Annotated in this window: 17 protein-coding genes; 6 read left to right on the forward strand and 11 right to left on the reverse strand. The window is 49.8% G+C overall.

Annotation, left to right across the window (positions count from 1 at the left end; all coding sequences use genetic code 11):
- Nucleotides 1-15: 15 nt before the first annotated feature.
- Entirely contained in the window at nucleotides 16-1278 is a 1263-nt protein-coding gene (locus GYMC10_RS23735) for a M20 family metallopeptidase (RefSeq protein ID WP_015736874.1), read from the reverse strand.
- Between the two features lie 214 nt (nucleotides 1279-1492).
- Nucleotides 1493-2092: a short chain dehydrogenase gene (locus tag GYMC10_RS23740; RefSeq protein WP_015736875.1), complete on the reverse strand. Its 600-nt coding sequence runs from the start codon at nucleotides 2090-2092 to the stop codon at nucleotides 1493-1495.
- Between the two features lie 266 nt (nucleotides 2093-2358).
- Between GYMC10_RS23740 and GYMC10_RS23745 the strand changes: the two genes are divergently transcribed.
- The 6 genes from GYMC10_RS23745 to GYMC10_RS23770 all read left to right on the forward strand — a co-directional run bounded on the left by GYMC10_RS23745 (nucleotide 2359) and on the right by GYMC10_RS23770 (nucleotide 10023).
- Nucleotides 2359-3312, forward strand: coding sequence for an ABC transporter permease (locus GYMC10_RS23745; protein WP_015736876.1), 954 nt, complete (start codon nucleotides 2359-2361; stop codon nucleotides 3310-3312).
- A 12-nt stretch (nucleotides 3313-3324) separates the two neighbouring features.
- Nucleotides 3325-4254 (forward strand): carbohydrate ABC transporter permease, encoded by a 930-nt coding sequence (locus GYMC10_RS23750; RefSeq protein WP_015736877.1) that lies wholly within the window; start codon nucleotides 3325-3327, stop codon nucleotides 4252-4254.
- Nucleotides 4255-4342: 88 nt separating this feature from the next.
- The gene (locus GYMC10_RS23755) at nucleotides 4343-5839 is read left to right on the forward strand and encodes an ABC transporter substrate-binding protein (protein ID WP_015736878.1); all 1497 of its coding nucleotides are present in this window, start codon (nucleotides 4343-4345) and stop codon (nucleotides 5837-5839) included.
- Nucleotides 5840-5974: 135 nt separating this feature from the next.
- Nucleotides 5975-7738 (forward strand): sensor histidine kinase, encoded by a 1764-nt coding sequence (locus GYMC10_RS23760; protein WP_015736879.1) that lies wholly within the window; start codon nucleotides 5975-5977, stop codon nucleotides 7736-7738.
- Complete coding sequence (locus GYMC10_RS23765) at nucleotides 7713-8474, forward strand: response regulator (protein WP_015736880.1); 762 nt, start codon at nucleotides 7713-7715, stop codon at nucleotides 8472-8474. Before GYMC10_RS23760 ends, GYMC10_RS23765 begins: the two co-directional genes overlap by 26 nt.
- 28 nt (nucleotides 8475-8502) lie before the next feature.
- Nucleotides 8503-10023 carry an ABC transporter substrate-binding protein gene (locus GYMC10_RS23770; protein WP_015736881.1) on the forward strand — a complete coding sequence of 507 codons (1521 nt, stop codon included), beginning with the start codon at nucleotides 8503-8505 and terminating at the stop codon, nucleotides 10021-10023.
- A 147-nt stretch (nucleotides 10024-10170) separates the two neighbouring features.
- On the opposite strand, the gene GYMC10_RS23775 is transcribed toward GYMC10_RS23770, so the two are convergent.
- The 9 genes from GYMC10_RS23775 to GYMC10_RS23815 all read right to left on the reverse strand — a co-directional run bounded on the left by GYMC10_RS23775 (nucleotide 10171) and on the right by GYMC10_RS23815 (nucleotide 22619).
- Nucleotides 10171-10602 (reverse strand): DUF1992 domain-containing protein, encoded by a 432-nt coding sequence (locus GYMC10_RS23775; RefSeq protein WP_015736882.1) that lies wholly within the window; start codon nucleotides 10600-10602, stop codon nucleotides 10171-10173.
- 17 nt (nucleotides 10603-10619) lie between these two features.
- On the reverse strand, nucleotides 10620-11195 hold the full coding sequence (locus GYMC10_RS23780) for a hypothetical protein (protein WP_015736883.1): 576 nt from the start codon (nucleotides 11193-11195) through the stop codon (nucleotides 10620-10622).
- Nucleotides 11196-11423: 228 nt separating this feature from the next.
- The gene (locus tag GYMC10_RS23785; protein ID WP_015736884.1) at nucleotides 11424-14549 is read right to left on the reverse strand and encodes a glycoside hydrolase family 2 TIM barrel-domain containing protein; all 3126 of its coding nucleotides are present in this window, start codon (nucleotides 14547-14549) and stop codon (nucleotides 11424-11426) included.
- Nucleotides 14550-14564: 15 nt separating this feature from the next.
- Complete coding sequence (locus tag GYMC10_RS23790) at nucleotides 14565-15386, reverse strand: carbohydrate ABC transporter permease (protein ID WP_015736885.1); 822 nt, start codon at nucleotides 15384-15386, stop codon at nucleotides 14565-14567.
- Nucleotides 15383-16198 (reverse strand): carbohydrate ABC transporter permease, encoded by an 816-nt coding sequence (locus tag GYMC10_RS23795; protein ID WP_235201618.1) that lies wholly within the window; start codon nucleotides 16196-16198, stop codon nucleotides 15383-15385. Before GYMC10_RS23795 ends, GYMC10_RS23790 begins: the two co-directional genes overlap by 4 nt.
- 239 nt (nucleotides 16199-16437) lie before the next feature.
- Complete coding sequence (locus GYMC10_RS23800) at nucleotides 16438-17748, reverse strand: ABC transporter substrate-binding protein (RefSeq protein WP_015736887.1); 1311 nt, start codon at nucleotides 17746-17748, stop codon at nucleotides 16438-16440.
- Nucleotides 17749-17934: 186 nt separating this feature from the next.
- On the reverse strand, nucleotides 17935-19722 hold the full coding sequence (locus GYMC10_RS23805; RefSeq protein ID WP_015736888.1) for a sensor histidine kinase: 1788 nt from the start codon (nucleotides 19720-19722) through the stop codon (nucleotides 17935-17937).
- The gene (locus tag GYMC10_RS23810; protein WP_015736889.1) at nucleotides 19719-21290 is read right to left on the reverse strand and encodes a response regulator transcription factor; all 1572 of its coding nucleotides are present in this window, start codon (nucleotides 21288-21290) and stop codon (nucleotides 19719-19721) included. The genes GYMC10_RS23805 and GYMC10_RS23810 overlap by 4 nt, the downstream gene beginning before the upstream one ends.
- Before the next feature lie 315 nt (nucleotides 21291-21605).
- On the reverse strand, nucleotides 21606-22619 hold the full coding sequence (locus GYMC10_RS23815) for a zinc-binding alcohol dehydrogenase family protein (protein ID WP_015736890.1): 1014 nt from the start codon (nucleotides 22617-22619) through the stop codon (nucleotides 21606-21608).

Consider the following 22619-nt stretch of genomic DNA (forward strand, 5'->3'; position numbering starts at 1 on the left):
CTGTTTTTCTGTTTCTTAATGGGAGCCAACGATCGAAGCAAGGAGCTGCTCGTATTCGGAGAATGTGCGGCGGTACAGCTTCGAACGGTCGATGCGTCCGCTCATGCGCTCCAGCACCTGCGTTATAAATCTCGGGAACACTTCATAAATAAATTCCGGATCGATATCCTTGAAATCGTCGCCGTGGATCGTTCCCGTAAAGCCGCTGTAGCCGATTTGAATGCAGGGCATCATGAAGGCTAAATCCCCAATGTCTCCTGCAGCGCTGATGGCGTTGTTGTTCCAAATACGGGCGATCTCCTCGTTATCCTGGAACGCCTCCAGCACGAACTCGGACAAATACCGGTCCTGAACGAACGGCAAGTATCCCATCTGCGTCTTAATCTCGACCTCGCCTTGAAGGGCCAGCGCGCTGCCCCTGGCCGCATCGTCCATCTTGGAGGCCGCTTCCTTCATGTAGTCCACCGACTGGGTGCGCAGATCGCTGCCAACCGTAATCCGATTGGGAATGACGTTGGTCGACATGTCGGACTCCAGGACGATCGGGTTCATGCGGACCTTCTCGCTGTCCTTCATTTGCTGCCTGCTGAGGCCTAACGCCACATTGAACAGGGTCGACATGCTGTAGGCATTTTTGGCGGAGAAAGGATCGAAACCGGCGTGGGTTGCTTTTCCGGTAAACGTGTAATGCTTATATAAGAATCCGGCCAGGTCGCAGTTGATTTCGATCGTGCGCTCGGCAAACTCGCCGCCCATGGCGTGTACGCACAGCCCGATGTCGATATCGTCGAACACGCCGAGTTTCATCGCTTCGGGTTTTCCTCCGTAATAGGAGATCTTGCCGCTTCCGAGCAGCTCGTCCCTGTAGGCGAGATCCAAATACTCTTCAGCCGGAATGAAAATAAACGTTAGACTATAATCTAAAGCTTCGTACGCCTTAGATTCAAAGTAATGCTTGTACAGAGCTAGGGCAATCGCCACCTGCGTATAATGACCGCAATTGTGTGCCGCACCCGTTGCCTCGTCTGACCGCCAATGGCTTGGAGCATATACCGCATCAAGCTCCGCAATAAAAGCGATGTTCAGCGGCTTGCCGCCGCCAAGCGTTGTCCGAAGACCGGTTGTGCTGAATGATTGCAGCTCGATATCCGGATTAACCTTTTTCAGAAAATCCGCCACCGTTTGATTGGTTTTAAATTCCTTGTAGCCAAGCTCAGGGTTATCGAATATGGTCTGTCCTACACCTGCAATTTCTTCGTACTGTTCTTTAAAACTCATAGCTGCCTCCCTCTTGATGAAAATAATCCTAATGTTAGTTTAGTTTTCTTAATTGTGTCAATAAAAATCACGTTATATTATTTTCCTATAGAAGTGATTATATTTACATATAACGCTCTAGTTTTCCCTTTGTTTAATAGCTGCAGATGAACGAAAGAAAAAAGAATCCGGATTAAACCCGGATTCTTTTTTATAACTTTGTGCACTTTTCTCATTAATAAACTTCATAGTTTTGCCCGGTTTGAGCCCCTTCCACACTCTTTTTATACGCAAGCGCTACACGTGCGGCCGGCACGGCTTCAAAGCCCGGGAAAAACTCGCCATATTTATCTAAGGACTCCACTAAAACATTAGGGCTTACGCTGTTTATGCGAATTCCCCTCGGCATTTCAATGGCTGCGGATTTAACGAAAGCCTTAACACCGCCATTTGCCATGGCTGCCGATGCGCCCTGAGGAATGGGATCATCCATCATAATTCCGGTTGTTAAGGTAAAGCTTCCCCCGTCATTCATATAATCCAGTCCTAGAAGGACTAGATTAATTTGGCCCTTAAGTTTGCTTTCAATGCCAATCTCATTTAGCTCCGGCGTCAATTCTGCAATAGGACCAAAATGCGCACCGCCTGTTGCGCTGATGACCGCATCCACTTTTCCGATTTTTCTGTACATGTCTTTAATGCTGTTGACGGAAGTAATATCCACTTGGGCATCGAAGCCGTTTCGCCCAGCATGTACGATTTCGTGATTTTTTTCTAATTCTTTAGCGACTGCTCGTCCGATCGTGCCGCTTGCGCCAATGATTACTACCTTCATGTGCAGCCTCCTTATTCCTATGAGATTTCAATTATATTATACCCCCGGTTTTGCTTGAAGACATTGAAAGATCTCTTGGAGAACGGCCTTGAAATATTATAATAAAAAACCATGTTTTGTAAATGTCCGTCCTAACAAGTCTTTCGAACCTAACGTTTGTTGACTATAGTATCAAGTTTGTTATCTGGAAGCAGCGTTTCCTCCTCTTATACAATGAAATCAACAAGTGCACGACAAGCGAGATTACACCGTAAGGAGTGACAGACATGAGCTCTCAAGCCGAACCCAAAAAACGAAAGCGCTTACGAATGCGCTGGCACAAGCAGGATACGGAATTGACCCTCTTGGCGCTGCCAACCACGATCTGGTACATCCTGTTTAGTTTCTTACCGATGTTCGGGATCATTATCGCCTTCAAAAATTTCAAGATTAGCGGCGGGTTCTTGAGCAATGTGTTCAACAGCCCTTGGATCGGGTTCAAAAACTTCGAATTTCTATTCAAGTCGAATGACGCCTGGATCATTATTCGAAACACGATAGGATACAACATTGTGTTTATTGTGCTGGGGATCGTTCTGCCCGTCCTATTCGCGATCATGATCGGCCTCCTCCACAGCCGCAAAGCCAGCAAAGTCTATCAGACGATGATGTTCCTCCCCTATTTCCTGTCGTGGGTCGTCGTATCCGCCGTAGGCTGGGCATTCCTGAGCTTTGATAAAGGGATCGTCAATCAAATGCTCGTCTCGATGGGCAGCGATCCCATTAACTGGTATATGGAGCCGAAGTATTGGCCGTTTTTTCTGATTCTCTTGAATGTCTGGAAGGGCCTGGGCTATGGCATGGTCATCTATCTGGCGACCATCACGAGCATAGACAGCACCTATTATGAAGCAGCCGTCATCGATGGCGCGTCCATTTGGCAGCAGACAAGATTCATTACGCTGCCCATGCTCAAGCTGGTGATCGTCATGATGTTCATACTGGCGGTAGGGCGCATATTTTACACCGATTTCGGTTTGTTCTATCAGGTCACGCGAGACTCCAATTCGCTGTTCAACGTGGCGACCACGATCGATGTCATGGTGTATAAACAACTGAAAACGGCCACCGTGGGCATGGCATCCGCAGCCGCTTTCGTACAGTCTGTTCTGGGATGCGCTACGATTCTGGCCGCTAACTGGATCGTTCGCCGAATCGATCCCGATAGCGCGATGATGTAAGGAGGCAAGAAGATGACATCGAAATCTACTTATCAGACAGGCCTTGAGAAGTTTAACCGCACAAACAAAGCCGTCAACCTTTTGTTCAACCTGATCTTCATTCTGTTGGCGCTGCTCTGCGTCATACCTGTAATCGTTGTCCTGTCCATCTCCTTCTCCAGCGAGGAGTCCATCCGTGAAACCGGATATCATTTACTGCCGGTCGCCATGTCGGCCGAGGCTTACGTCTACATCATCAAGCAGGGAACGATGATTCTGCGGGCCCTCGGTGTATCCGCCCTCGTGACCGTGGTCGGTACCCTGCTCGGGGTGCTGCTGACCGCCTCCATGGGTTACGTTCTCTCTCGCCCCAACTATAAGCTGAGGGGATTTCTGACCTGGGTGGTATTCATTCCGATGGTATTCAACGGCGGCTTGGTATCCAGCTACTTCATCAACACGAATTTGCTGGGACTGAAAGATAGCATCTGGGCGCTGATTCTCCCGCTCGCCGTTTCATCGTTCAACGTCATCATATGTAAAACCTTTTTCAAAAGCACGATTCCCGACGGGCTGATCGAATCAGCCGAAATCGACGGCGCGAGCCAGCTGCGAATCTTCTTCTCCATCATCATGCCGATTTCGCTGCCGGTCATCGCCACCATCGGACTGTTTCTCTGCTTTGCTTACTGGAACGACTGGTTCCAATCGATGCTGTATATCGACAACCAGAACCTATATTCCCTGCAAGCGCTGCTCAACAGCCTAATGAGCAATGTGGACGCACTCGCGAAGAATGCAGCGAGTATGGGCGTAAGCTACGCGATGCTCGTCGCAACGATGCCGAAGGAATCCGCCCGCATGGCGGTCGCCATTCTCATCGTGCTGCCTGTAGCATTCGCCTACCCTTTCTTCCAAAAGTATTTTATTTCCGGATTGACGGTCGGCGCGGTGAAGGGCTAATGACGAAATAAACCAAGACAACCTTGGTTTATGATAAATATCCGCTGTACACACTTAGGTAATTCAACTTCAAAAAGGGGGAAATGAAATGAAAAGAGCATTAAAGTTCATCTCTACGCTGTGCGTGCTGACGCTTATGTTGACTGCTTTGGCAGCCTGCGGCGGCTCGAAGCCTGCACCTGCGACAGACGGATCCCAAGCGACGCCGGACACATCCAATGACACCGAAACGGCAAGCAAGGATGTACCGACGTTGACCTGGTGGACCATCGGCGGCCAAGTGCCTAACAATTTCAGCAAAGCGGTGGATGCCATGAATGCCTACACGGCCGAGAAGATTGGCGTGAAGGTTGACATCAAGGTAGCCAGCTGGGGTGAATGGGACACCAAAATGAATACCATCGTGAATACCGGCGAGCCATTCGACATCATGTTCACGAACAGCGGTAAATACAGCAAGCAAGTGGCTATGGGCGCGTTTGCCGATATTACGGATCTGGTTCAGAGCGAAACGCCGGACTTATACAAATTGATTCCCGAGAAGGTATGGGAAGGCACAAAGATCGGCGGCAAATATTATTCCGTTCCGACTTACAAGGATTCCGCGCTGACGCAGTACTGGGTATTCGATGATAAGTACGTGCAAAAGTACAATATCGACATCAACAATATCAAAACATTGCAGGACCTGGATAAACCGCTTCATGACATGAAGGCCGGCGAAGGCAAAAGCTTCTATCCGCTGCCAATGACGCAAGGCGAAGGCTTGAACGGCTTCTTTAACGACTATGACGATTTAACCCTGGGCTTCCCTCCGATCGGCGTCAAAGCGGACGACGCATCGCGCACGGTTGTCTCCGTGCTGGAGCAGCCTGATGTTGTGGCTAATCTGAAGCTGCTGCATCAATGGTACCAGGATGGCATCATCAACCCGGATGCGCCGACGAAGACGGAGAACGACAAGGGCAGACCGTTCTTTGCAGCCCAGGCATTCCCGGGAGCCGAGATCAGCTGGCAGATCAATGACGCCATTGAGAAGTACGATATGGTTCAGCATTACGGGCCGATCTATACCACCAGTACGATTCAAGGCTCGCTGAACGCGATTTCGGCGAATTCCAAGTATAAGAAGGAAGCCTTGAAATACCTTGAGTTGGTGAATACGGATCCAAAACTTCGCAATATGCTGGCATTCGGCGAGTTGGGCGTGGATTACAACAACGTCGATGGCGAAAAAGTGATTGAGCGTACATCCGATACTTGGCCGCTCGCGGCTTACACGCAAGGCACGTTCTTTAATCTGGCGGTTACGAAAGGCGCTCCTGAAGATCAATGGGAGCAGGTTAAAAAGCTGAACGATGCAGCGACCTCCTCCACCGTCCTCGGCTTTGCGCTGGACATCACCGATCTTCAGACCGAAGTGGCGAACTGCCAGGCCGTGTGGGATAAATACAAATATGAAATCATTACAGGAGCATCCGATCCGGAGAAAGTGATACCGAAGGTCACCGCTGAATTAAAGTCGGCCGGCATGGACACGATCATGCAAGCGGCCCAAGAGCAGATCAATAATTACTTCAAGTAAATTCCTGCGCATCCCTTATTAGGACACTTTTAAGGGATGCTTTTTCCATCCTATCTATGAAGCTTGGCGTGAATCGTGTTACATTGAGATTAAGCTGCGCATATTTAAAGCGACCTGCTGCAATTGAGGTGTCGTATGGGCTCATTTTTACAAATCAAAATCTATCGCCACAAGTTTATTGCCTATGTCATCTTCGTCGTGGTCATCGGTCTGACGCTTGGTACGCTGACCAGTGCCATGCTGCTGAATCAATGGGTGGGCAATGCCCGCATCGAGGCGGCTAATGCCTTTGCGCGCGTGGAGAATGAGCTGCAGTATGATGCTGACCGAATCGAGGCTTACATGCAGCGCATCTACTCCAATCCCGGACTGATGGACGATGCTCGCAGCTTTCTAAGCAGCAGCGCGGAAGGCTATTTAACCAGCAGGCTGCAGAACAGCCATTTCTCCCAGCCGCTGGTTTCGTTTCCCGAGGATGTGAAGACCTATCTGTACAGCTGGGCGCAGGGCGAAATCACGCAGATTAGCCTGCATACCGGCCATTACGGCAATGTCGTACGTTTTAATGAGCACGGGATAACAAGCTTTACCTTCGGGCTGCCGAATACGGACGAGGCGTTCCGCGATACGATCATGAAGGGCTTCGTCTATCGCAAGAAACTGTCGAATCCGACGCCGGGCGCTCAGGAGTTCGGGGAAATGCGCTTTTTGGTCAGCAGCGATCAAATCTTTAAATCCATTCGAAATTTCCGGTTTGGCAATGCCGCCGCGGTCAGTGCTACCGGCGAAACCTACCTCATCGGCAATGGGCAGGACCAGGACTTGGAGGAGCTGTCCCGACTGGCCGAGGCAGACGGCCGCAGTCATGGTTTTATATCGAGGGGTGTACGGAAGCATATCTTGTTCGTTTCCTTTCCGTCCACCAAGTTTAATTTCAAATTTATTAGCATCATTGATTTATCCATGCTGATTCGTCAGCATGCCGGGATGCTGGTCGCCATCTTTCTGATCGTATTGACGGCCATGGTCAGCGTGCTTCTTCTCATCGCGTACAATATGCGGGACGATGCCCTCTTCCTCCGCCGCATCATTCAATCGATCGGACGGGTGAAAATGGCCAACTTTACGCCGAACCGCCCCGCCCGGTACCGTCGCAACGAATACGGCATGATCGCCCGTGAATTGGACGATATGATTCAGCAGCTGGACAAGCATATCCGCAATGAATATCTGCTCAAGATCAAGCAGCAGGAAACCGAAATGAAAGCGCTTCAACATCAAATCAACCCTCATTTTTTATACAATACGCTGGAGGTTATCCGCTCCACGGCGCTAGTGAATCAGGACCGAGACACCGCCGACGCCATTGCTACGTTAGGCACGCTCTATCGTGAAATCGTCAAAAAGGAAAATATCATATCGATTGCTAGCGAGCTGGAATTGCTGCAGAAGTACTTGGAGATTATGGAGTTCAAGTATCCCGAGCGTTTTTATTATCAAATCAATGTCGAGCCGGCGCTGCACTCGATCCCTACCGTGAAATTCTGGATGCAGCCCCTGGCCGAGAATTTTTTCATTCATGGCTTTAACGCGAATCATGAGTTTAATCTGTACGTCGTCAACGGATTTGAAGCGGATGATGATTATGTGCTGGAATTCGTGGACAACGGAAGCGGGATTGCGCCGGAGCGTTTGGATGCCGTCCGCAGCACGCTGTCCAACCATGATGAAACTTCTTCCCATAGTATCGGACTGCGCAACGTTTATACGCGCCTTCATTTCTTTTATGGAAACGGCCTTTCGATCGAGATCGAGAATAATGAGGAAGCTGGAGTCAAGATTTCCGTGCGGATTTCAAAAGAGGTGATTGAACATGTACAAACTGATGATTGTGGATGACGAACCTCAGATTTTGGAGGGAATGAAGCGAATCCTGGATTGGAAGCAATACGGATTTGGCCGGATCGAAACCTGTGAATCCACGGGTGAAGCGATGTCCAAGGTGGTGGACCTGCTGCCGGACGTCGCCATTTTCGATGTTTGCATCGGCAAGGAGCTTGGATATGAAGCGATCCAGAGACTCAACGAATTTCAAATCCCTACAAAATACATCATCATGAGCGGCTACAGCGAATTCAAGTATGCCCAGGAAGCCATTCGGTGCGGCGTCAAAGACTATCTGCTCAAGCCGGTCGAACGTGCCAAGCTACAGCAAGTGATCGAGAAGATCATCGTCGAGGATCTGGGCGGTTCGATAGGTGACCGAAACGGCGAAAGCTTGAACCAGGATCCGGTGCTTGGCGTTAGCTATGACAGCTTATCCAAGCTGGTGAACCGGATTCTGCTGATGATCAGGACGGAGTATGCTCAGAACATCACCTTGAAATCCGTGGCGGAGCGTTTCCAGATGAACAGCACCTACCTCGGACAATTGTTTCTCAAAGAAACCGCGATGAAGTTTTCCGAATACCTGATGGCTTACCGCATGCTTCTGGCACAGGAGAGAATTCAATCGACGGATGAGAAAATTTCCTATATCGCGTTTTCCGTGGGTTACAACAATCTCAATTATTTTTATACGCACTTTCACAGCTTTTTCGGGAAATCTCCTTCTGAACTGCGGGGAAAAGGGTAACGCATACGTGACGGAAAGGAGGACATCGATGGTTAAATACGCTAGACGCTTACGGTCTTTAATGAAGATCAGCCTGCTGCTGCTGTTCACATTCTATACAACCGGCTGCTTCGGACAGCCTGGCTTTGACGACGAACCGCATGTCGGCGACACGGTCAACCTGATCTATTATACGATCGGTGAGCCCGACAAGGATCTTCGCCTCGTCAATGATAAAATCAATGAAATCATGGCTCGCAAGATCGGCGTGACGATCACCTATATCAAGGTAAGCTGGCAGGAGTATGAAGATCGGCTGAACACGCTGATATCCGCCGGAAGCCCGTTCGACATTGCTTTTGCGCCCGACTATGCAACCACCGCGATGCGCGGAGCCTGGCTGAGGCTTGATGACCACCTGGCCGGCCTTGGCAAGGATATGTATGAGGCCATCGATCCCACCTTTTGGCAAGGGGTCCGCATGAACGACGGCAGCATTTACGGCGTCCCTACCAATAAGGAGTTAGCCGTACGCGATCAGTGGATGTACCCCGCCTCGATCGTGGACAAACACCATATCGACATCACCAAGTACAATACGCTGGAATCGCTTGAGCCTCTCCTCCGGATGATTCAAGAGAAAGAGCCGGATTACATCCCTATGGAGTTGGATCGGGATTCCCATAATTTCTTCGCTCTCTACGGATACGAATACATCATGAACCATAAAGTGCCCTTGATGATCAAATCGCTCGACCCGGACGCACCGGTGGTGAATATCTTCGAAACCAAGGAGGCCCGGCAGGTTCTCGATACGCTGCGGCATTATTATAAGCAAGGCTTCATCAATAAGGACGCGGCGCTGCGCGAGCCGGGAGGGCTCAAACGAGGCGCCAAGGTGTTCTGGAAGTCCTCCGGCGGGGGGCCGCTCTCCGAGACGACTTGGAGCAAGGATCGCGGTTATAAGATTGTAGCGAATCCCGTAACCCCCAGCACCGTTACTACGGAATCCGTCCGGGGAGGCATCATGACCGTTAATGCCAATACCAAGCACCCCGTAGAATGCATTAAGTTTCTGAATTTGCTCAATACGGACCCCGAAGTACGGAATTTATTCAATTATGGGATCGAAGGCATTCACTACACATTGGACGAACAGGGGCAGGTCGTGTTGATAACCGACAAAGACAGCCATGGCGAACCGATCCCCGATGCGCCTGCAAGCAGTTACTCAGGCGTGCAGTACACCCAGGGGAATTGGTTTATCCTGAAAACCATGGGCGGCGATAACCCGGACCCCCTCGACAAATGGGAGCAATTCCGTCAATACAACGCCGGAGTCGTCAATTCCACCGTGCTTGGATTTACGCCGGATCTATCCGCGCTGACCGCTCAAACCGATAACATCGAGATGGTCTGGCATAAATATTATCCAAGCCTCATGACGGGCTCCGTGGATGTCGATGCGATCCTCCCTAAGTTTAACGAGGAGCTGAAGCAAGCAGGCATGGATGACGTGATACGAGAGGTGCAAACGCAGCTGGATGCTTGGCGCAGAGGCAGGAAGTAAGTGCTGGAATCCGCTTCCCTGATTGGTTCGAGCTTGGCCCAAATCGAGAAATGGACCCTATTCAAAAGAGACCCTAAAGCGGATAGCTTCAAGGTCTCTTTCGCTTGTTCACCCGGACGGTAACGGGGAGCACATTCAAGATATTCTCTACTCCCACTTATCATAGGCTGCGTGCAAATGGGACCCGGACAGGAGACCTTTTTGCAGCTGCGGATTCGGAACGATCCGGTTATACTTCATAATTTTCTGGTTGATGGCCTCTATCTCGGCCTCGGGAATCGCATTCGGGTCCTGAAGGTCAAGAAGACGCTTGATGTCGGCGGCGATTTCTTTTCTCAGCTCCACCCAGGCCGGCTGGTAATTCGCGTTCTTCATGATACTGGTTAGCACATCGCCGTCCTCGATCTTGATCGGCTTTCCCTTCAACGGCAAGTCGTCAAAACCGCCTTCTCTGGCAAACTTGTCGATGGCCGATTCCAGGAGCCCGCTGCCGGTCGACATCGGGCGTCGTTCTTTTTCATTTTGCTGATTTTCTTCAGCAGCAGAAGCCATTTCTTTAGCGTCATTGTTCAAATCCATATCGGACACCTCCGTTTTTACATATCAGGGAAATAAATCCGTTTCTCAAATGACATGTCAAAGAATTTGTACTTCCCGTTCTCGTCCTGCTTAATATGCAGCGCAAAGTCCTTCTTGCTGTAAAAGTAAGGGGGGTCATTCTCTTCAACCTTCCTATGGTATGTTCGTTCCGTGAGAGTCCCTTTGTAAATGAATCCGCCTTCCTCCGCTGGTTCGACGGATTCACTTTCGATTTTGTCGACCTCAGCCTTATCGTAGTTCTTCAGATCCGTCTGGTGATGAATTTTCGCAGCATGGTATACCGGATGGTCAAGCATCGATTCATCGAACAGCTCATTCAAGTATCCTTCATCGAATGCTTCCGTGGTCGTGAACTTATAGTAAGATTCAGTATATTTCGTTAATAGATCTCTGCCTATTGCCTTCCGATCGTTGTCGTTTACCGCCGGCTTCGTTGGCTCAGCCTCAGCCTCGTTCTCTACCGGTTTCGTTTGCTGATGGTTGTTGACTTCCGGCGCGGAGACCGGCTGTTCCGAACCATTGCATGCCTGCAGCAAGAACAAGAGTAAGCACGAAAGAATCGAAACAAGCATGAAATTCTTTTTTCTCAGGTGAATTCCCTCCCGACTGTCATGTGAAATTATCCAAAATATAACATACTACACATGGTTTTAACAGTTGGTTTCGGTATCAAATTTGATTTTCCGGGACGCGGGATAGGCGGATTCATACTACGGTTATGCTGATCATGCTTACAACGAAGGCATGAAGCAACGCTCGGCCCACCCATATTGGTGAGCCGAGCGTTGTTTGGCATTCTACTATTTCATGATTAGGCTTTTGCAAATGGTAAATTCAAAGGACATGTCCGTTGAAGGATCGAGTTGATACTCATCATGAACCGGAGCCCCCCAGCTGTCGTCACCCCCAACCCCCATCTGCCGCCCAGCAATGGTAACAACGGTATGGTGAACGTTCGGCAGCTCATAATGATGCGTCGCATTCTCCAGCTCAAATGCGGTATAGGGCGATATATTCGCCTCAACCGGTGCTGCCGCCGGCGCTTTTATCGTAAGGCCATGGCCTTGAGCGCTCGTTATGGATACTTCCCGCACACCTGTACGATTGCCCGATTCCTGCGGTACCAAATAGGCTGAAACATGATCCGCCGCACGACTTCGGAAGCGACACAATCTAGCTCCGAACGCACGATCGATATAGTTCTCTTCCGGCCCGTTTGCATACCAATCCAGGTTGTCGTAGTCCGCCGGCACTTTGAAGGTAAGAGCAAAGATCGGCAGCTTCGGCAGCCCCGGCTCTCCTTGATACCCCGACTTTACATGAATGCTGCCATCGGTAAACACCGTGTAGGATACACGCACCCGTATTCCTTCGGATACGCTCAGTTTATACACGTAGGTCACGGTTGCGCAATCTGAGTACTCCATTAGCTCGCAGCTTTCCGTTCTTCGAGTCAGGCTTGCTGCATACCAAAGCGCGGAGTCGAACGGCAGCCCGGCCCCTTTATCGTTATCCGTCATCGCTCTCCAGAAGAGCGGCGCCGGCGGCGAAGAGATCATCTCCCGTCCCGCATACTTGACGGATATGAGGGTCCCAGCCTGCTTCGAGAACATGACGGAGAAATCGCGTCCGTGAACGCCGATATTTACGTCCCCTTCAACAACACGGAAATCATTCGCTGGCTTATCATGCGAAACCTCTGAACCTGATTGCAGGCGTTCTGCCTCCGACGCTGACGCATTGTCAGTATCATCAACAGCGAGCGCGTCCTCCACTTGGAAAACAAACTGTCCAAATGCAATTTCATAACCGGCTTCCGCCCATAACGAATCCTTCTTGGTCACGAGTGAAACGTCTAGCGCATACTCACCGGCTGGATACCCGGCCTCAGGCAGTTCCAGCTTTACATATCCCTCTTCGCCGGGACCAACCTGGGTGCTTACAGCTCCGCTATAGATTTCCCTGCCTCCATGATACAGGGAGTATTTAACATGATAAGCATCCAAACCCACGAACAAATTCTCGTTTCGGATCGTGACGCCATAACGATCCGGTGTCAGCTTGATGTTTTGATACAGGAATTTCACTTCCTGCATTTTGGGGGACCATGTCCGATTTGCATATACGATGCCGTTGCCGGAGAAGTTGTAATCGGTTGAGCGGTCGTCAAAATCCCCTCCATAAGCCATAAAAGGCTTGCCGTAACGATCATGTTTCACGATAACCTGATCCATGAAATCCCAGATGAAGCCGCCTTGATACATCGGATACTTCCGCTCCAGCTCCGTGTATTTATGCAATCCGCCGACGGAATTGCCCATGGCATGCATGTACTCGCAGCTGATGTAGGGCTTGGAAGGATCGTTTAACAGATACTGTTCAATATCCGCCGGTTTGGCATACATGCGGCTCTCCATATCGCTTGCATCGTCATATTCCCGGTTATGGAACACCCCTTCGTAATGCACGAGCCGGGTAGGGTCCTTCTCCCGAAAAACATTCGCAACGTTCCGAATGACTTCTCCGGCATAAGACTCGTTGCCGCAAGACCAGATCAATATCGATGGGTGGTTCTTATCCCTCTCCATCATGGAAATCGCACGGTCCAACACGATATCCTGCCATTCCGGCCTGCTGCCTGGTATGTTCCAGGATGGCTCAACGGCCCCCATTTTCTGCCATGATCCATGTGTCTCCAAATTCATCTCGTCGATAACATACACGCCGTACTCATCACATAGCTCATACCACAGCGTCTGATTCGGATAATGCGACGTCCGTACGGCGTTAATATTCGCCTGCTTTAATGTCTTGATATCCCACAGCATATCCTCTTTCGTAATGCAGCGTCCGCGATGGGAATTAAATTCATGCCGGTTGACGCCTTTGAATATAATGCGCTTGCCGTTTAAGTGCATCACCTTGTCGATCATCTCGAATTTGCGAAAACCTATCTTTTGCGGCACGACCTCCACAAGGTTTCCGGATGCGTCATAGACGGATACGTACAGTGTATATAAATTAGGTTCTTCTGCGCTCCACCGCTTAACCTTTCCCGCAGCTAACGCAATCGACGCCGTTCCCCCGGAAGCTTCGGTCTCCCCCCGGACCACTGGATTTCCTGCTGCATCCTTAAGCTCAAGGACTATTTTCGAAGCAGGCCTGCCCTTGAGCTGCATCGCAACCTTCAGCGTTCCAAGTTCATACGTTTCATCCAAATCGGTTTGAACATGCAGATCCTGCACATGAACGTCAGGTACCGTGTACAGATACACGTCGCGAAAAATTCCGGAAAAGCGCCAAAAGTCCTGATCCTCCAGCCAGCTTCCGGTGCTGCGTTGATAGACCTCGACAGCCAGCTTATTCTCGCCTTCCGCCAAGTACGGCGTGAGGTCGAATTCGCTCGGCGTAAAGCTGTCTTCGCTGTATCCGACAAACTCCCCGTTCAGCCATACATAGAAAGCCGATTCAACTCCCTGAAAAGAAATGTACAGCGGGCGCTGCTGCCAGCCGGCAGGAACGTCGAAATACTTCACATAGCTGCCCACGGGATTGTGGTCCTCTGAGATCATCGGGGGTCTAAGAAACTCCACACCGTCCCATGGGTACATCGTATTCACGTATTGCGGCTGCCCGTAACCCTGAAGCTGGATATGTCCGGGAACCTCAATATCATCCCATCCTCTGCAGGAAACGTCCATTTTATAAAAATCCGCTTGGCGTTCCTTGGCGTTATGCGCATAACTAAACTTCCAGCTTCCATTCAGACTGTGGCGCCAAGGCATCTCTCCAAGCAAATCGGCTTCTCGTATCGTTGCGTAGTATCGGTGATCGGAGTGCGCAGGCATCCTGCCTACCGCGAATATGCCGGGATCGGACAACCATGCAAGGCTTGGCGCTACTCCCCGTTCAACCTGCAGTTTCATCTGTTTTCCTCCTTTTTATTTAACTGAACCTGTCATTCCGGCAACAAACTGCTTCTGCATCATGAAGAACACCAGTGCCGTCGGCAGCGTCGTAATGACAATCGCAGACATGATCAAACCGTAGTCGGGGGCGTAGCCTGATCCCAGGTTCGATATCAGCAGGGGCACGGTCATATTCTCCGGCGATTGCAGCACGATCAGCGGCCACAAATAGTTGTTCCAGCTGTTCAGGAACGTAATAATCGCGGCGGCGGCATAGGTCGATTTCATCGTCGGCATATAAATGCGGAAGAACAAGCCGATCTCCGAGAGTCCGTCGATGCGACCGGCTTCCATCATGTCCTTGGGAAACATTTTTGTGCTTTGTCGGAAGAAGAAAATAAGGAAGGCCGTCGTGAATGTCGGCAGAATGACAGCCCCTGCCGTATCAATGCCTAGAAAGGGTACAACCCCCGATACTTTGGCAAACATCTGAAATAAAGGCACCATGATTGCCGCGAACGGAATCATCATCGAGGCCAGGAGGATATTAAATACGATATCTTTGCCGCGGCTGCGGTACATCTCAAATCCATAACCCGCCGCTGATGCTACCAACAGTGAAAGCACGGTAGTCACCACCGAGATTTTTGCGGAATTCCACAGAGCTTGCCACATGTCCACGGAACTGAACAGATTGTTGATATTCTTGACCAGGTGCGAACCCGGCAGCAGCGTCCCTTTCGTTACGTCCACGGACGGATTGGTGGCACTGACAACCATCCAGATAAACGGAAAGATGGAGATCAGGGCAGCGACAATTAAAAACAGGTAAGTAAACACGCGTTTGGTTCTCATGATCTCTTGTCACCTCCAACTTTGTTCTGGATCATCGTCAATAGGACCACCATGAGTACAATCGAATAAGAAACGGTAGCTGCGTATCCAAAGTCAGGCGTGTATTCGAAAGAAAGGTTGTAAATATATTGCGATATCGACATGGTTGCGTTTCCGGGGCCGCCTTTGGTGATGTTAACCACCTCGTCAAACAACTGGAGCGTTCCAATGGTCGATGTGATCGTCGTAAACAAGATGATCGGCTTCAAGAGCGGAATCGTAATTTTGAAAAACTGCGTGAAGGCATTCGCACCATCAATGCGTGCAGCTTCATATACGGATTTATCGATATTTTGCAGTGACGATAAATAGAAAATCATATTATAGCCTGTAAAACGCCAGGTGATCGCGATGATAATCGTGACTTTGGCCCAGAACGGGTCGGTAATCCATTGAATCGGTTCCTGGATGAGATGAAGATTCACCAGAAATTTATTGACGATGCCGTCAGCTCCGAACATGTACTTGAAAACGACGGAGTACGCGACAAGAGAGGTTACCGTCGGCAGGAAAATCGCCGTTCTGAAAAAACCTTTGAACTTCAATCGATCGTCATTGAGCAGCACAGCGATAAAGAGTGCCAGCACCAGCATGACCGGAACCTGAATGAGTAAGTAAATAAACGTGTTCTTGACGGCCGTAAGGAAGGTGGTATCGCTGAACAGGCGAATATAGTTGTCTAGTCCGACAAACTGAAGATTGCTGCCCCTGCCCGATTTGAAGGATAGGATTAACGCTTGAACCATCGGATAGAAATAAAAAATACTAATCATGACAACCGGCACAAGGATAAAGAACCAGCCTGTCAAACGTATCCGCCTTTGACTGTTAAGGCCCTTGTGAATTTGCGGGCTTAGCCTGGCTTTTTCTGTATTCACACCACTCCACACCCTTCTGTTGATCATTTCTTTTGGATAGAAATAATAAAACCCTCGCTCCCCTTCCTTCAGCAGATGTCCACTTTACAGGAGAAGAAGGAGCAAGGGCATTGGTTGTACTGCCTGAGTGTGTTTTAACGAATTTGCGTATCGGCTTGCGCCTGCGCATCTTTCAGAACGGTTTCCACGTCTTTACCGCCGAGATACGCCTGCATGGCAACGACCATAATGTCCTCGATCGCGTAAGTGTTCATGCCGTAGTTCACGTTAGGAATTTGTTCGGTCCAAGCGGCAAAGTCCGAAACGACTTTTTGCCCTTGGAAATACTCATCCGCTGCCGCGTAAGCTTCTCCGCTTGCAGCGGCTTTCAGGGTGCCGATCACCCCGACTTTTGTGTTCAATGTCTGATACAGCTCAGCATCGGAAGCAAACGTCTTCGCGAGGAACTCCGCAGCTGCTTCTTTACCCTCTACATTCATAACATACCAGGAACTGCCGCCCAGGTTGGATGCATGGACAGAGCCTTCGGTTGCTGCAAGCTTCGGCAGCGGGGCTACCGCCCATTTACCGGATTGGGAAGCTTCGGCTTTGATCGAAGGCGTGATCCAGTTGCCGGTCGGCACGGTAGCCACTTCACCGCTGTTGAATGCTCCGACGAATTGGCTCCAGTCCGAATTCACCTTCACGATGCCGGAATCCATCATTTCTTTGTATAATTCAAAGGCTTCCTTCAATGGAGCATTGTCAGCAATCGTCGGCGTATGGCCGTCTTCCGCCGTATACCATGCCCCCGCGGATTGGATCATCATACGGATAAGTCCCAGGTCATTAGGATCCAGCGTAATCATGCTTTTGCCGGTTTTCTCTTTGACGGCTTTGCCAATCTCGATGTACTGCTTCCAGTCGATGTCCTGCAGGTCGTCCAGACTGTAGCCTGCCTGCTCGAGATAATCCGTCCGTACGTACATTCCCGTCACGCCGGAGTCAAACGGAACGCCGTACTGCTTACCGTCGACGCTGGTCGGGCCAATCTTGTAATCCGCGAAATCGTCCACTTTCACGACGTCCGTCAATTCGTAGAAGGAGTCCGGATACGCTTGCAAGAAGCTCTGTGCACGGTAATCCTCAATGAGCACGATGTTAGGCAACCCTTTCGTGGAACCGGAATTCAACCCGGTGTTCAGCTTTTGGACGATATCGGCCTGGGCATTCTCTACCACATTAATCGTGACATCCGGATTCACTTGAGCATAGGCTTCCTTGGCAACATTCATGGCCGCAATGTTAAATGCCGGGTCCCAAGCCCAAACCGTAATCTCTGTTATCCCGGCACTGCCTTCATTGCCGGAATTGCCGGTGCTGTCGGATCCGCCTTCCGTACCGCCCGAAGAGCATGCCGACAAGAGTACAACGCCAGCCAACAGTAGACTCATTAATTTTTTCAATCCGTAAACCCCCTTTTTAATCTGAAAAATAATAAAAGATGGAAGCGTTTTCTCTGTTACGCATCCATCTTATCACTTTGTATTCGTTTTCATTGGCACTATCTTTGTCAGCTTTGGTGCTATTATTGGATCCTGTTTTCGCTTTCATACCGGCTCTGGTACTATTTTTAGGTTCTTGTAATATCTTTAGCTTTGGGTCAATGGAAGCGTAATGATGATTTTTGTTCCTTCACTGCGTTTGCTTGTAATGTGGACCCCGTATTTCTCGCCGTACATCAATTTAATTCGATCATCCACATTGCGTATCCCAATGCCGGAGAACAATTGACGTTTGCTCATCGGTGCAGGCAACGAGTCTTCTTTGGGCAGGTTCTGCTCAAGATTCATACCGTCCCCGTCATCTACGACTTCACACACAAGCTGGTCTTCCTGAACGGCAATCATGATCAGAATTCTTCCCTCTCCCTTGATGTTGAATGCGTGGAAGAATGCATTCTCAATAAAAGGCTGAAGAATGAGCTTGGGCATATGATAATCCAGGCTATCCGGCTCGACGAAGTAATGAACGCGGATTTTCTCTCCGTAACGCACATGATTAATATATACATAATGCTTTAGCGTCTCGAGTTCCTGCCGCACAGGTATCGTAGAATGAATATCGCTGACCGTATTTTGCAGGAGCGATATGAGCGCGTTAATCGTACCCGCGGCTTTTTCCTTGTTGCCCTGCTGCACCAGAAATTTGACCGAAGCCAGCGTATTATACAAAAAATGCGGATTGATCTGCATTTGAAGCGCGGCCAGCTCCGCGTTTCGCTGCTGCTTCTGGGTTTCCATCAATCGTTCCACATAATCATGCAGCGCATCAAGCATATAATTATAGGCGCTCCCTAATTCCTTCACTTCATAACTGCTGTTTGCCACATCGACATGATGATCGAACCCGCTCGTCGGCATGCTCGACATCTGTTCGACGAGTACGCGGAGCGACTGCGTCATTCGCCGGGTGATCAGAAAAACAATGACAAGCGATATCGCAACGATGGCCATGATCGTCAACGTGACGGCTTTTGCATTCACCATCTGTCCGGTCACGGCTTTCTTGTCGATCATATTCACCAAATAGAATTCGAATTCGGGCAAATATTCCGAGAATACAATTCGTTCGTTCCCCATTACATAGGCGGATTGATCGTCTTCTCCCTCGCCCTGATCCGTTACGACTTCTTGAAGCAGCCCCACATCCGACATCCCGATCAATTCGGTCCTGTTGGCGGAAACAATGACCCCTTCCTTGTTCAACAGCACGACGTCATTGCCTTCGCTCGTAAAATTCGCATAGAAGGGCTTAAAATTCCGGTCGCGAATGGCTACGTACAAGGTGCCGTAAATTCTGCCGGTAGACTGGTCAAAGAGAGCTTTGGAGGCGACGAGCATGGGCTCCTGTGCGTTATTAGGATCATCGCCGCGATAGAGCTGGTACAGGATTTGCGCAGGATGGTCCATCGTTGTCTTGGTAATCGGGTGATCCTTCAGTTCCTCGGCCGAGACCGACCAATACCAAGGATCGGTAGAATAACTTCTGCCATTCGCTCCAACGATCATGATGCCGACGTCATAGGCGCTAAAGTTGGACTGAATCGACTTCATGCCCTCTGTCATCCGGTACGTTTTCATCGCAAGAGCCACGGCCTCCGTTTCTCCGCCCGATAAATAGCTTCGGATCGCTGCATTCTGGGCGATCATGGTGGCACCGGTGGCTATAGCGTTATTATAGGACTCCAGGTTTGACTTCATCTGGTTCAACAGCTTGCCGTTCGTGATGCTGAAGGTCTGCAGAAACAACTTCTCCGACATGCTGATGGTAATGGACAGCGTCAGGAGAGAAACGGTAACGATGCTGATGAGGGTCACAAGAAACAGCTTAAGGAATAATCCTTGTTTTCGCAGCTTGGTTATGACATTTCCGATCATGATTCCCGTATCTCCCGCGCGTTTTGCCTCCGAAACTGGCTCGGAGAGATGCCTGTCTGCTTCTTGAACACCTTAGTGAAGTAACTCTGATCGGAGTACCCTACGCTGGCGCTGATTTCGGAAATCGTAAGTTCCGTTGTCAGAAGCAGCTCCATGGCTTTTTCCAAACGGATTTTATTGAGGTATTCGCTGAATCCCTCCCCATTATACGAAGCAAAATAACTCGACAGATAAGAAGCATTAAAGTGAAACTGCCTGGCCACTCCGGTTAGTGTGATGGGGTCGGCATAATGGTCCTGAATATATTCAAGCAGCCGGTCCATATTGGGATTAACGGATGTATTCGTCTCGCCTATCGCACGTTCCGCTTCGCGGATGAACGCTTCGACAACGGCGATAGCTTCGCCGGCATACCTGGCTTCGTCTATTTTTCGGAAATAGTCGTATTTGGCATTCTCCAGGCTTCCGGTCTCGACCTTCATTTTTCCAAGCGTGGTCGCCACGTTAAATATGAAATTCCCCAACGACGATTTGAATTCGAAAATATCGGTACGATAATCCATCAAGCGCAGGCAGGCGTATTCCAAAAAGCCGCTGAAGGCCTTCCGGTACTGCTTGCGCTTCAACTGTTCCAAGAGCTCGCCCATGTCGTATTCGAGAGGCGAATCCGGAAGGCCCGGCAAATGTTCGTATTCAATCAGCGTCCGATCCTTAAGGAAGAAGCCGTATCGCATGAGTTTCAGATAATTGTCATGATATACCTCGCCGAGACTATTAAAGTCGGCGAAGCACTGGCTGATAACAAAATGCGTCTCACTCGTATCATGAGCCAGTTTGGGGATCAGTTGCCGGAGTTCAATGACAAGTTCGTTCCTCCGCTCGGGATTCACGTTCAGCAAAAAAAGAGCCGTATCGTTGACAAACTTCAACCGCATAAACACCATGTCGGCCATCGCTAGCTTTTGGAGTTCGCTTTCCAATTCGTTTCCGAAACTCCATCTGTCCCCGGACTCTTTCATATGCTTCATATCCGCACCGAAAAACAAATATTGTCCGAAAGGAAACCTCGAATGCAGCAGCAAGGGATCCAGCGAAGACTCATAACCCGTCATGAGTTTCTCGATGGCTTGCAGGATCTGCGCTTCCCCTTGATCCGCACGTGGATCGGCGTCCGGCTTCATGGCGACCATTTTGGCCGTAACCTTATTAAGGATGGACAACAGATAATCGGCTTCCAGCTTCGGCTTCAGGATATAGTCCGCTACGCCGCTCTGAAAAGTAGACCGAACATAATCGAATTCGCTGAAACTGCTAAGAACGATGATTTCAATGTGGGGATACTTCTCCTTAACGACCTTGACCAGCTTCTCCCCTCCCATGACGGGCATTACGATGTCGGTAAGAATGACATGAGGACTCACCTCATCCATCAAATTAAGTGCTTCCTGACCGTTTGAAGCCTCGCCTACGATTCGGTACCCCTCCTGTTCCCAATCCAGAAGGTGCTTAATCCCCTGCCTGACAAGCATTTCGTCGTCCACGATCATGATCTTGAATACGGGTTTCATGTCCGCTCCCCCCTTGCAGCTTGCAACCTTCCGCAGTCATATACGGTATGAATACAATTTAAAAAAAGCCCTGAATTACCAGGGCAATCCCTTCCATCCCCGCCTTGATTCCTAATGTAACCGTTTACGAATTCCCGAATATGACTTAACCTCGTCCGTCAATGGAAGAGAATCCGCGTGGAAGAAATTAAGACATACTGTTATCATACACTGCAAAATAAAATTAAGAAATATGCTGTCCATTTCCATCTGCCGTTTGACCTTCCATTATCCTCTTTCATCTGAACGATGTTCAAACCAATTCAAGAGAATGGTTCAAAGTTCCACCATCGCCTTAATGACCTTGGCGGAAGGACGGAGCCAGCCCTGGAATTCTTGGATCAAATCGTCAAACCGGCATCGATGGGTGATGTACGGATCTACATCCATGCCGCCTTCCGAGATCCGCTTCATCACATCATGGAAATCATCCCTGGTCGCGTTACGGCTGCCCATCAGCGTCAATTCCCGCTTATGGAATTCGGGATCCCGAAATGAAATGTCCCCTTGAATCAAGCCTACATACACCAAGGTCCCCCCGTGTGCAACCATGTTAAAAGCGTTGGTCATGGAGGATTGGTTTCCCGTTGCGTCCAAAACGATGGAGGGAAATTCTCCATCCGTTAGCGCCGAAAGATCGGACAGTTCATCTCCAACCTGGATGACATGATCCACCTTCGCCCAGGTTTTGCAGAAGGCCAACCGATCGGCGTTCATATCCATGGCAATAACGGTTGCCCCCAGCGCTTTGGCAAAAACCATGATCCCGAGTCCTATCGGACCGGCTCCGATGACTAAAACCGTATCCTTCGGGGTCACATTCGCTCGTTTAACGCCATGCGCGCCGATGGCAAGCGGTTCTACCAAGGCAGCCTGATCCAAGGTCAGCCCTTCCGCCCGCATCAAATGGCGAGTCGGAACGGAGATGCGCTCGCGCATGCCGCCGTCGATATGCACACCCATCACCTTCAACGATCTACAACAATTTGTTTTGCCTCTAAGGCAAGGCATACATTCCCCGCAGTGAATGTAAGGAATGACGCAGACGGTGTCTCCGGGCTTCAATCCCTCTTCGTTAGTTCCGACTTGTTCAATGATGCCGGATAGCTCATGACCGAGAATACGCGGGTACGTAAAAAAAGGCTGATTACCGCGAAAGGCGTGCAGATCCGTGCCGCAAATCCCGATCCGCTTGATGCGGACGATGGCTTCTCCTTCGAGCAATAGAGGCTCGGGCAAATCCTCCCGATATTGAAATTTCCCGATCTCTTGACATACGATACCCTTCAT

Origin of the sequence: Paenibacillus sp. Y412MC10 (genome assembly GCF_000024685.1) — a bacterium.
Lineage (GTDB): Bacteria > Bacillota > Bacilli > Paenibacillales > Paenibacillaceae > Paenibacillus_AQ > Paenibacillus_AQ lautus_A.